The organism is Candidatus Aquiluna sp. UB-MaderosW2red, from assembly GCF_900100865.1.
Classification (GTDB): domain Bacteria; phylum Actinomycetota; class Actinomycetes; order Actinomycetales; family Microbacteriaceae; genus Aquiluna.
Genome location: NZ_LT627734.1, coordinates 1088658 through 1100283 on the forward strand (window position 1 = coordinate 1088658; position 11626 = coordinate 1100283).

The window sequence follows — 11626 nt, forward strand, 5'->3', positions numbered from 1 at the left end:
CTGATATCTAAGCAGTAACGTTGCGGTTTTAGTCCCAATTGACCCCCTATTTCGCTATCTGCGAAGTGGCAAACCCTCTCCGACTCTTCTTGGGGCTAACTTTGGCAAAGTGGAAACATACTCAGCAAGACACCTATCGGTACTCGAGGGCCTAGAAGCCGTTCGCAAACGCCCAGGCATGTATATTGGCTCAACCGATGGTCGGGGCCTAATGCATTGCCTTTGGGAAGTTATAGACAATTCAGTGGATGAAGCGCTTGCTGGATACGGTAACTCAATAGAGGTGGACATTCACGAGGATGGCTCGATCTCCGTTTCTGACAACGGTCGAGGAATTCCAGTTGACATCGAACCCCGCACCGGCTTGACCGGAGTCGAGGTTGTGTTCACTAAGCTCCACGCCGGAGGAAAGTTTGGTGGCGGCTCTTACGGAGCCTCTGGGGGACTGCACGGCGTCGGAGCTTCGGTCGTGAACGCCCTGAGTGAGCGCTTAGATGTTCAAGTCGATAGGGGTGGCACCACCTGGGGCATGTCCTTTCATAGAGGAGAACCCGGGGTCTTCAATGGACCTGGACCAAAAGCACCCTTTTTGGCGTTTGAAGAAAATAGCGAACTAAAGAAACTCGGGAAGGTCACCAAGGGCTTAACGGGGACCAGAGTGAGATATTGGCCGGATGGTCAGATTTTTGAGTCTGCAGCGGAGTTTTCAATTCAGGATCTCACCAACCGACTGAGGCAGACCGCATTTTTAGTCCCCGGGCTAAAGCTCAGCGCCATGGAGCGGGCAACAGGTCAAAGCCTCGAGTTTCAATACCAGGGCGGGATTGTTGAATACGTTGAGTACCTGAGCAAAGATGGCGCGGTTGTCCCCACCCGCAAAATCCAACACATCGGTAAATTCAATGAGACCATCCCGGTCTTGGACGAAAAATCCGGTTCGATGATTTCCCAAGAGGTGGCGCGCGAATGCAAAGTGGACATAGCAATCCGCTGGGGTGAGGGGTTCGAGACTGACATTAGAAGCTTTGTAAACATAATCTCAACGCCCAAAGGCGGATCGCACCTCAGCGGATTCGAGCAAGGGCTCCTGAAATCCGTCAGGGCCGCCATTGAAGCTAATGCTCGAAAGCTGAAAGCCACGGGTCTCAAAATAGAGCGGGACGATATTTTTGCAGGTCTCACCGCTGTGATTGCAGTGAGCTTTCCCGAGCCGCAGTTCGAAGGTCAAACCAAAGAGACCCTCGGCACTCCAGCAATCAGGCAGATAGTTGCAAACAGCGTCTCTTCTTACCTGGATGAATATCTTTCCGGGACATTGCGCGGCACAAAGCTCGAGGTTGAGAAGCTGCTCGACAAAATTGTAAGTGAGGCCAAAGCTCGCATCAGTGCTCGATCGCTGAAAGATACTCAAAGGCGGAAAAACGCCTTGGAGTCCTCTTCGCTTCCAACCAAACTCGTGGATTGCCGTGCGGACGCAACTTCGGGTTCCGAACTGTTTATCGTTGAGGGTGATTCGGCGCTCGGAACCGCAAAACTTGCAAGAGACAGCAAGTTTCAAGCACTTTTACCCATTCGGGGGAAGATCCTCAATGTTCAAAAGGCGTCTTTGTCGGACATGCTCTCAAACACGGAGTGTGCCTCTATCTTGCAGGTTATTGGCGCGGGTTCTGGCCGAAGTTTCGACCTAGATTCAGTGCGATATGAAAAAATAATTCTTATGAGCGATGCCGATGTAGACGGCGCCCACATTCGAACCTTACTGCTCACGCTTTTTTTCAGATACATGAGGCCACTGGTGGAGGCGGGGAGAGTATATGCAGCAGTTCCGCCCCTGCACAGAGTAATAATTCCGCAGGGCAAGACTAAGCAAACCATCTATACCTATAGCCAGCAGGAACTCAACGAGTTACTTGCGGGCTTAGAAAAAACCGGGAAAAGCTATCTTCAACCTATTCAGCGCTATAAGGGTCTGGGGGAGATGGATGCTGACCAGCTGGCCGACACCACAATGAACCCGAGTAATCGAATGCTGCGAAGAATAACCGCCAAAGATGCACAAGCTTCCGATGAAGTCTTCGAACTTTTGATGGGAAACGACGTATCCCCAAGAAGAGATTTCATCATCGAATCAGCGGACACCTTCGATAGAGAAAAAATCGATACCTAAATAGCTGAGCCCAAGTACTCTGCGATGGGAGCTCCGCTGCCATCCCGGCGCTCATCAACCGCTGGCAAATCGATGGTGTTATCGCCTAGGTCATAGGCCTGAAAGCTTGGTTCCACGACCGCAGCGAAATACAGCTGATCTTCGCCCTTGAGAAACTTTTGGCATCGAACGCCCATTGCACCTCGACCTTTTCGAGGATAGGCACTTAGCGCTGTGACCTTTGCTGAACCCGGATCAGTGTCACCCAACGCCTGGGAGCTATTGCTTGCGGTGATCAGAACGCTTTGCGAGGTAGCAGCACCAAAATAAATTGCCCTACCGCTCACAAGATTGATACCCGCCATCCCTGAAGCCGCCAGACCTTGCGGTCTAACGGTGTCAGCCGAAAAGATCAAAAGATTAGCTGTCGAACTAACAAATGCTAGCTCTGAGCCTTGATCGGATTTGACTGCACCGATCAGACGATCGCCATCTTTAAGGCCAATCAGGCTTATTTCAGGCCGTTCCGGAAGTGGCCCCTGAATCCGCTTTACAACGCCTTGGCTGGTCCCAATTGCATATGTCTGGTCGCCACGCCATGGCAAAATCGCAACTACCGCCTCTTTGTTTAGTCCTAAAAACTCTGTTGCGCTCGGGATGTTACCTGAAATACCGGGGGTAACGGTCGGCAGGTCCGACACGTGAACTGCGATCGCGCGACCAGTCTCGGTAACAAAAGCAATATCAGAACGCAAAGAGGTCTCGATGCCAACCAATCCGGGAGTGGTTGCTTCAGACCTGAAGACTCGGCCAGCTGCGTCCATAAACACCAAAATCGGACTATCAGCTATCTCGCTTACCACTATCGGCTTGCGACTTAGTGAAACTCCACTGGCATCAATTAGTGCGCTTCTGCGATTGTCTCCGTGGGTCAAAGCGACCTGATCAAGCTCTCTGGCCACGGTGTTTTTTAGTAGCTGTTCGGATTGGAGCAACTTTTGCAGCCCTTCAATTTCCTTACGAAGAAGATCGGCCTCTCCCTCGAGTTCCATCAAACTAAACCGAGTCAGCCTTCTAAGCCGAAGCTCCAAGATGAAGTCGGCTTGCAAATCGCTCAGATCAAAGATTTCTCTGAGCCGCTGTCTTGCAGCCTCCGCGGTATCGCTCGAGCGAATTACCTCAATGACTTCATCGATGTTTAGAACGGCTATTTGCAGGCCCTCGAGAAGGTGGACTCTTGCGAGCCTCTTGTCTAGACGGTTTTGGCTCCGTCGCTTAGTGACTTCGAATCGGTGAGCTAGGTAGACCTCGAGGAGCGCCTTGAGTGGAAGTTGCTGGGGCCTGCCTAAAACCAGGGCAACATTATTGATTCCAAAGCTGTCCTCAAGTGGGGTGAACCGATAAAGCGCCTCGATAACCGAGTTGGGATCAAATCCAGACTTAAGCTCGATAATCAGGCGCAGGCCATTTTCCCGATCGGTTAGATCCACTATGTTGTGGATTCCCTCAATCTTTTTCGCGTTTACCGCATCACGTATTTTGTCAGTGACTCTTTCGGGGCCCACTAGATATGGCAGCTCGGTAACCACCAGCCCGGTTCGCCTTGGACCCACCGACTCAACCGATATCTTGGCTCTTGTTCTAAAGGTGCCACGGCCAGTCTCGTAGGCCTCCCTGAGAGCCTCCGTGACCAAAATTACCCCACCGGTTGGCAAATCGGGTCCCGGTATGCATTCCATGATCTCGTCGAGGGTGGCCAGCGGGTTTTTTATCAGTAGCTGTAGGGCAGCCACAACCTCGCGCAGGTTGTGTGGTGGCATGTTGGTGGCCATCCCAACCGCGATGCCACTGGCTCCATTTACTAAAAGATTCGGGAAGGCGGCGGGCAGGACTTCCGGCTCAGTAAGTTGAGCATCGTAATTTTGCGCAAAATTAACCGTGTTTTCGTCTAACGACTCGTTCAGTAAAAGAGCCGCGGGAGCCAGCCGTGCCTCTGTGTAGCGAGCAGCAGCTGGGCCATCATCTAGGCTGCCAAAGTTGCCATGGCCGTCGATCAGGGGGAGTCGCAAAGAAAAAGACTGAGACATTCTCACCAGGGCGTCGTATATTGCTCCATCACCATGGGGGTGCAATTTGCCCATCACCTCACCGGTGACTCTCGCGCTTTTCACATGCCCCTTGTCGGGCCGAAGGCCCATCTGGCCCATCTGATAGACAATCCGCCGCTGCACTGGCTTTAGGCCGTCCCTGGCATCCGGCAGGGCTCGGGAATAGATCACCGAGTACGAGTACTCCAGGAAGGATTCGCGCATCTCTTTGGATACGTCTACATCTACGATTCGTTCTTGATTAGTTTGCATTTGTCCCGGTGTGTAAAACTTGGCCTTGTGAAAATGACTCTACCTTCAGTTCCTAAAGCTCTTGGGAGCTTGCGTTACGTGTTCGATTCGGCCTACCACCTTGCGCTGGGCGAGCCAAACAAGCTTGGGCTAAGGAACGCGAACAAAATAGTAGTCGTGTTAGTTGACGGTCTTGGGGCCGAACAGATTACTGCGCGCGCCGGCCACGCCCCTTGGCTGAGCAAGCACATCTCGGCCGGTCAGGTTTCGCATTGCGGCTTCCCATCCACCACCAGCGCAAACATTGGTTCATTCGCTACTGGAATGACCCCTGGTGAGCATGGCCTGATTGGTCACATGGTTCAGGATGCTAATTTCGGGCAACGCCTTAATCTTCTAACTGGCTGGCACGAAGGGACTGATCCGCATCTTTGGCAACCCCACCAGACCATCTCTGAAAAGGCTTTTACGCGAGGACTTAGCTGCAATGTGATCGCAGCCAAAGAGTATCAAGACACTGGATACACCCAGGCCACCATGCGTAAGGCGAATTTCATCGCAGCGGATTCACTGGCCGAGAAGTTCGAAAAGGCGAATTCGATTTTGAGGGACAGGCAAGATTCAATTACTTATCTATACATCCCGGAGCTCGATAAATACGCTCACAGGCACGGCTGGCAGTCGGTGGGTTGGGCATCTCTTTTAGAGGAACTCGATCGTCAACTCAGCTCCTTCACCGAAAAGCTTCCAAGGGATGCCGGGGTAATAGTCACGGCGGATCACGGAATGATTGATACGGCAGACGAGCTCAGATTTTACCTTGATGACTATTTAGACCTTGATCTAGTGGATTGGGTTGGGGGCGACACAAGATCGCGCTACATCTATCTCAAAAGTTCTCAGCACGAGAACCAAGTTCTCGAAGCACTCGGCCTGCTCCAAAACATAGCCACGCCGGTCAAAACTAGCCACGCAATCGACGCGGGTTGGTTTGGGGATGTTGGCGAATTGGCGAGGGGGAGACTCCCCGAGATCATGCTTCTGGCAAAGTCCTCATTCACGCTCTACCACTCTGAATTCTCTAAAAAGCGGAGCTTCGACATGATTGGGCACCACGGTGGCCTGAGTTCTGCAGAGCTAAGAATCCCGCTCATCAGGGTTGGGCTCTAGCATCCCAGTCCCGAGTACTATTTCGTCCCAGCTCGGAAGTGCCGCCCTGCCTTTTGCGCTAGCTGGTTTGGTTTGTTCGGGAGCTTTGCGCTCTCGAAGTTGCTGGACCAAGTCGTGAATTGAGGCTCCCGGGCCTTCTTCGGGCGCTGAAACGTCGACGGGCTTATGAACATTTTGCTCGCTGGAGACGGACCTCAGCGCCGAAGCCGGAATGTTGGTCTCCGGATTCCTGGAGGCCCTAAGTAGAGTCTTAGCGGCATCACCCAAAGGTTCAATATGGCGAGTTTTGGGGTCGAAGAACCAGCTCAAGCTTGGGTTTTCTAAGTCTTCGACAATCCAGCGATCCAAGTTTTTATAGACTTTCAGTTGGGCCGTTGGGAAGGATTGTGCAACTAGTTCTCCAAAGCTCACCATCTGATTTCCACTCGGGAGGGTAGTTTTGAGAGCCGCGTCCAGGATGTATCTAAGCTCGTCGAGAATAGGGGCCGCAAAGGGCTCGATTGCGCGCTCTGGAACACCAAGATCTGCCGCAATTTCTTCGAGGCTCTTGCCAGAACGCAATGCGCTTTGAACCTCCCTGGGGCTTACCCCCGAAGAGAAGTTGGCCTGCTCTTTTCTGATGGCCTCTCTGAGTCCATCGTCAATCAGCGCTCTTAGTCGATCCCCCTGTTGGGTTTCGAAAACTAGATAGTCACTCTCGCGTGTTACAAATTTAAGTTCCATGGCTTGGGCTCCTCATGGACAAAAGTGTGCCAGTTGAGCCGAGTTCGGCAATTATTTAGCTCGGTGGTTCTAGAAGTATTTTTCAACACGGGGTTCAGAACTTGCAAAATCTGCTCAGCTAAGGCATAGTTCACGCCGAGAACCAACCGAGAGGGGTTTGCCGTGGCAACTGACTACGATGCTCAGAGAAAGACGGATGACGACACCGAATCCATTGATGCAATCAAGGAACGGATCCCATCCAAACCCTCGCTAAATGACGACGATGTAGACAACGCGGACTCCTTCTCGATTCCCGATGTTGTGAACGAAGAGCTGGATGTGGTGATTTTGCCACTGCAGGAGAATGAGTTCACCTGCATGAGTTGCTTCTTGGTGAAACCACTCAGTCAGCTGGGTTCAAAATCAAGAGCTGGAAAGATTTGCACGGAGTGCGCTAGCTAACTGCTCCGGCTGACGAGTGCTTATTAGGACATATGGTGTGGGGTCCAATGGGTCGATAATTTCGATCTTTACCAATTTAGGGATGTCGCCCCTTATCGCAAGCTTGGCGTTTGCGTTGAGACTTGGGCCCAATTGCATGCGCACCTCATCGGCGTCCTCATACACGGTCACAGAACCCAGAATTTCAAGGGGCAACGATAATCGTCTTGCGGTTAGCCGCCGATCCAGTGTGACCACCGGGGAAAAATAAAAACTACCGTAAATGATGAGGCTGGTGACGCACAGCGCCAAGAAGATTGAGGGTCCTAATCCAAGGGGCAGTGCTGCTAAGAGCACCATCGGAGCAGATAATGACAATCCGAGAAGCATGGATATTGATGGGTAGAGTCTTTCCCGATACGCCTGAGTTTTCACCTCCATAGATTACGCTCAAGGAGTGAGTTTCGAAGTGCTAATAATTGCCGAGTCCGGTTTTGAGCCGACATACGCCAAGCCCGGAGACGCTGGGGCTGACTTGCGCTCCACCGAATCGCTAGTGCTTGGACCAAGTCAAAGAGCGTTGATTCCAACCGGAGTAAGAATTGCAATGCCCAACGGGTTAGTCGGGTTGGTCCACCCAAGATCCGGGCTAGCCGCTAAGCACGGCATCACTGTTCTGAACGCTCCTGGAACTGTGGATGCGGGGTACCGTGGCGAAATCATGGTTACCTTATTGAATACCTCAGATCAGGATTTTGAAATTCAAGCTGGAGACAGAATTGCCCAAATTATTTTTCAAGAGGTAATAACACCCAAATTTATTGCAGTATCCGAGCTTCCGGAATCCGCACGCGGTGCTGATGGCTTTGGCTCAACCGGGAGGAAATAAATGGAAAAGATCGCACCTGATAATCGAGCGGAGCTTGGTCCTTACGACATTTCTGAGGTTGGTGTCCTGGTTCCGTATCTTGATTTTGGTTCCATCAGAATTGCACCTAAGCAGGATTTGCAAATACGCGCAGATATTGAAGAGTCAACCAAACGCATGATCGCGCTAACCATTGAAAAGTCCGGCCATCGGATTCAACTCCAAGCGTTTGCTGCAAGCAAGGCCGCTGGCATTTGGGGGGACACGATGGCTGCCATCGAGTCGGGAATTTCGGCCCAGGGTGGCAGTTGCGAAAGACTCGAAGGCCTAATCGGCCCAGAGCTACTGGCTAGAGTCGCTGTTGAAGAGAACGGGAAAAAAATCTTGCGAGAGTCGCGGTTTATCGGGGTAGATGGACCCAGATGGTTTTTACGTGGAGTGCTCAGCGGCCCAGAGCTATACCTGCAGTCCAATTACGAGGCGTTGATTGAGATCTTTCGCGCTACAGCGGTGAACCGGGGCAATATTGCAATGCCGCCCGGGGAGCTACTGCCACTTACCCTGCCTTCGGTCGATGCCTAACCCCGAAAACATAGCCAAAAAACTCGGGATTGAGCAGTCCGAGCAGGGCTACAACTTGAGCAAACAATCCCTTTTGGCGGCCATTGGCGGCCCGCTGGGGGTGGCAGAGGCAGTGCTGCCCTCGATGCTTTTCTCCATCGTCTTTGCAATCACAAAGGACGCATTGCCATCAGTTTCAGGTGCCGCCGGGCTGGCGCTGATTTTTATCGTGATCAGGCTGTTTCAGCGCAAACCTCTTACCCAGGCACTGGTTGGAGCGCTCGCAATTGCTCTGGCGGCCTGGCTGGCCCTAAGAGATGGCGGTCAGGCAGCAGATTACTTTGTACCCGGCTTCATCACAAACGCAAGTTACGGTTTTGTTTTTCTTGTTTCGGTTTTAGTTCGCTACCCGATTATGGGATACGTAGGCCAGTTTCTTTTCGGTTTGGCTAATTGGCGAAAGACCGATCATTTGTATCGTCGGTTCCGTTTCGTAACGCTTGTCTGGGTATCTTTTTTCTCGCTTCGACTATTGATTCAACTTCCGCTTTATTTTTCAAACCAAGTAGAACTTTTAGCAACTAGCCGCATCATCATGGGCGCACCGGCCTACGCGGGCCTTTTGGCACTGACATGGGTGATGATTCGCAAGATTGCGCAGCCGGAGCGGTATATTAGGTAGGTAAGTCTTTGGAGGAAATGAATGATGGCATCGGATTCAGCAAACACAAAAGAACTCAAGGTCGGAGACAAGACCTACCAAATCTTCTCAATGTCAGAGTTGGGGGCGCAAAAGCTGCCATACAGCCTCAAGATTTTGCTCGAGAACATGCTGCGAACCCAGGATGGTGCCAACGTCACACAGTCGCACGTAGATGCACTTGTGAATTGGGATCCGCAATCCGAGCCTGACACCGAGATTCAGTTCTCGCCAGCCCGCGTGATTATGCAGGACTTCACAGGAGTACCCTGCATCGTGGATTTGGCTACTATGAGAGAGGCGGTAGTTGCCCTGGGTGGCGACCCACAAAGGATTAATCCACTAGCCCCTGCCGAAATGGTTATTGACCACTCGGTAGTAATCGATGTAGCTGGGACAGCGGATGCTGCCCAAAGAAACGTTGAATACGAGTACCTGAGAAATGCCGAGCGCTATCAATTCTTGCGCTGGGGCCAGACCGCTTTTGATAACTTCAAGGTTGTTCCACCTGGCACTGGAATCGTGCACCAGGTAAACATCGAGTACTTGGCCCGCACGGTTATGACCAAAGAGCAAGATGGGGTGACCATCGCCTACCCAGATAGCTGCGTTGGTACCGATAGCCACACCACCATGGTCAACGGTCTTGGCGTATTGGGTTGGGGAGTCGGTGGCATTGAAGCCGAAGCCGCAATGCTCGGTCAGCCAGTCTCGATGCTGATACCAAAGGTCGTCGGCTTTAAGCTCAAGGGGCAAATTCCGACCGGCGCAACTGCGACAGACGTGGTGCTAACCATCACCGAGATGCTTCGCAAACACGGCGTAGTTGGCAAGTTTGTTGAGTTCTATGGAAATTCTGTGGCCAATGTTCCGCTTGCCAACAGGGCCACTATCGGAAATATGTCCCCCGAGTTTGGTTCCACGGTGGCCATTTTTCCGATTGACGACGTGACTTTGGACTACCTCAGAATTACCGGTCGTGATGAAGATCAAATTGCCCTGGTGGAGGCATACGCAAAGGCTCAGGGCCTATGGCACGACCCCTCAAATGAGCCGATTTTTAGCGAATATTTGGAACTTGATTTGGCAACTGTCGTTCCCTCAATCGCTGGACCCAAAAGGCCGCAAGATCGAGTTTCTCTCACTGCGAGCAAGGCCACATTTGCAGATGACTTAGAAAACTACACCCAGACTTCCTCGCACCCAACAAAGGTGCACGGCAGTGATTTTTCGATAGATCACGGTGCAGTTACGATTGCGTCAATCACCTCTTGCACAAACACTTCAAACCCTTCCGTCATGTTGGCGGCTGGGCTCTTGGCCAAAAATGCGGTGGCAAAGGGTCTGCAATCCAAGCCCTGGGTTAAAACCTCGCTGGCCCCGGGATCTAAAGTGGTGACCGATTACTACGAGAAGTCGGGGTTAAACATTTCGCTGGATGCGCTTGGTTTTCAGACCGTGGGCTACGGCTGCACGACTTGCATCGGTAACTCCGGCCCATTGGACGAAAATATTTCGGCCGCAGTAAATGAAAATGATCTTGCGGTAACAGCGGTGCTCTCTGGAAACCGGAACTTTGAGGGTCGTATCAATCCAGACGTGAAGATGAATTACTTGGCATCGCCGCCCTTGGTTATTGCCTACGCTCTTGCAGGAACCATGGACTTCGATTTCGAATCCGATTCTTTGGGTCAGGACCAGTCCGGGGCGGATGTCTACTTGAAGGACATCTGGCCCACTCCGCAAGAAGTTCAGAGCACTATCGATTCTTCAATCAACTCTGAGATGTTCACTACTCAATACGCTTCAGTTTTTGATGGCGACGAGCGCTGGAAAGCCATCCCAACTCCTGAGGGCGCGATCTTCGATTGGGATCCAAATTCGACCTATGTGAAAAAGCCCCCGTACTTCGACAACATGTCGCTTCTTCCGGAACCGGTTCAAGAGGTCTCGGGCGCACGTGTGTTGGTTAAGCTCGGTGACAGTGTGACCACGGATCACATCTCACCAGCAGGTTCAATCAAAGCGGATTCGCCAGCCGGAAAGTACCTTTCCGACCGAGGAGTATCAAGGGTTGATTTCAACTCTTATGGCTCAAGGCGCGGCAACCACGAGGTTATGATTCGTGGCACCTTCGCGAACATCAGGCTTCGGAATCAGCTCCTAAATGAGGTTGAAGGTAGCTATACCCGAGACTTCACAACCACTGGTGGCGACCAAGCCTTTATCTACGATGCGAGTGAAAACTACCTGAGCCACGGCGTGCCCCTTGTTGCTTTGGCTGGCAAGGAATACGGATCCGGCTCCTCTCGCGACTGGGCAGCGAAGGGAACTTCGCTTCTTGGTATCAAGGTGGTAATTGCCGAAAGCTTCGAGAGAATTCACCGAAGCAATTTGATTGGTATGGGAGTGCTGCCGCTGCAGTACCCAAAGAGTGAAACAGCCGCCACTTTGGGATTGGATGGTACCGAGGAGTTTGACTTCACTGGAATTGCCGCACTCAATGATGGGTCAACGCCGAAAACGGTTCGTGTTGTCGCGAAGCCGACAGCACATTCTCCGGCAGGCAAATCGGTCATTGAGTTTGACGCTATCGTGCGGATTGATACCCCGGGCGAGGCCGATTATTTCCGAAACGGTGGGATACTCCAATATGTACTTAGAAGCATGGTCGCTTAGGAATCTCGGCTAGATGG

10 protein-coding genes are annotated in these 11626 nt (G+C 52.0%); 7 read left to right on the plus strand and 3 right to left on the minus strand.

All coding sequences use genetic code 11. From position 1 onward, the window contains the following. The first annotated feature begins 109 nt into the window (after positions 1-109). Positions 110-2167, plus strand: a complete 2058-nt coding sequence (locus BLP47_RS05575) for a type IIA DNA topoisomerase subunit B (protein ID WP_091851293.1) — start codon at positions 110-112, stop codon at positions 2165-2167. On the opposite strand, the gene BLP47_RS05580 is transcribed toward BLP47_RS05575, so the two are convergent. After that, the gene (locus tag BLP47_RS05580; protein ID WP_091851296.1) at positions 2164-4506 is read right to left on the minus strand and encodes a DNA topoisomerase (ATP-hydrolyzing) subunit A; all 2343 of its coding nucleotides are present in this window, start codon (positions 4504-4506) and stop codon (positions 2164-2166) included. The genes BLP47_RS05575 and BLP47_RS05580 overlap by 4 nt on opposite strands. A gap of 33 nt (positions 4507-4539) precedes the next feature. Between BLP47_RS05580 and BLP47_RS05585 the strand changes: the two genes are divergently transcribed. Further along, positions 4540-5655 carry an alkaline phosphatase family protein gene (locus BLP47_RS05585; RefSeq protein ID WP_157671530.1) on the plus strand — a complete coding sequence of 372 codons (1116 nt, stop codon included), beginning with the start codon at positions 4540-4542 and terminating at the stop codon, positions 5653-5655. Here the strand turns inward: BLP47_RS05585 and sepH are convergent. Then, positions 5623-6378 (minus strand): septation protein SepH, encoded by a 756-nt coding sequence (gene sepH, locus BLP47_RS05590; RefSeq protein ID WP_091851302.1) that lies wholly within the window; start codon positions 6376-6378, stop codon positions 5623-5625. The genes BLP47_RS05585 and sepH overlap by 33 nt on opposite strands. A 162-nt stretch (positions 6379-6540) precedes the next feature. Here sepH and BLP47_RS05595 point away from each other — a divergent pair, with 162 nt between their 5' ends. Then, positions 6541-6822, plus strand: a complete 282-nt coding sequence (locus BLP47_RS05595) for a DUF4193 family protein (protein WP_091851305.1) — start codon at positions 6541-6543, stop codon at positions 6820-6822. Here the strand turns inward: BLP47_RS05595 and BLP47_RS05600 are convergent. Next, a complete protein-coding gene (locus BLP47_RS05600; protein WP_157671532.1) occupies positions 6784-7236 on the minus strand; it encodes a DUF3093 domain-containing protein in 453 nt (150 codons plus the stop codon). The genes BLP47_RS05595 and BLP47_RS05600 overlap by 39 nt on opposite strands. Before the next feature lie 34 nt (positions 7237-7270). On the opposite strand from BLP47_RS05600, the gene dut reads away from it, so the two are divergent. From dut to acnA, 4 genes are read left to right on the plus strand one after another with little or no spacing between them, the layout of a single operon-like run. Next, the gene (gene dut, locus BLP47_RS05605) at positions 7271-7690 is read left to right on the plus strand and encodes a dUTP diphosphatase (RefSeq protein WP_371325778.1); all 420 of its coding nucleotides are present in this window, start codon (positions 7271-7273) and stop codon (positions 7688-7690) included. Further along, the gene (locus tag BLP47_RS05610) at positions 7691-8251 is read left to right on the plus strand and encodes a DUF3710 domain-containing protein (protein WP_091851314.1); all 561 of its coding nucleotides are present in this window, start codon (positions 7691-7693) and stop codon (positions 8249-8251) included. After that, positions 8244-8912, plus strand: a complete 669-nt coding sequence (locus BLP47_RS05615; protein ID WP_091851317.1) for a DUF3159 domain-containing protein — start codon at positions 8244-8246, stop codon at positions 8910-8912. The genes BLP47_RS05610 and BLP47_RS05615 overlap by 8 nt, the downstream gene beginning before the upstream one ends. 21 nt (positions 8913-8933) lie before the next feature. Then, positions 8934-11609, plus strand: a complete 2676-nt coding sequence (gene acnA, locus BLP47_RS05620) for an aconitate hydratase AcnA (protein ID WP_091851320.1) — start codon at positions 8934-8936, stop codon at positions 11607-11609. Positions 11610-11626 lie beyond the last annotated feature (17 nt).

Excerpts from the sequence above, each read along its gene's own strand:
- BLP47_RS05580 (WP_091851296.1), bottom strand. The coding sequence starts at position 4,506 with ATGCAAACTAATCAAGAACGAATCGTAGATGTAGACGTATCCAAAGAG.
- BLP47_RS05585 (WP_157671530.1), top strand. The coding sequence starts at position 4,540 with ATGACTCTACCTTCAGTTCCTAAAGCTCTTGGGAGCTTGCGTTACGTG.
- sepH (WP_091851302.1), bottom strand. The coding sequence starts at position 6,378 with ATGGAACTTAAATTTGTAACACGCGAGAGTGACTATCTAGTTTTCGAA.
- BLP47_RS05610 (WP_091851314.1), top strand. The coding sequence starts at position 7,691 with ATGGAAAAGATCGCACCTGATAATCGAGCGGAGCTTGGTCCTTACGAC.
- BLP47_RS05615 (WP_091851317.1), top strand. The coding sequence starts at position 8,244 with ATGCCTAACCCCGAAAACATAGCCAAAAAACTCGGGATTGAGCAGTCC.
- acnA (WP_091851320.1), top strand. The coding sequence starts at position 8,934 with ATGATGGCATCGGATTCAGCAAACACAAAAGAACTCAAGGTCGGAGAC.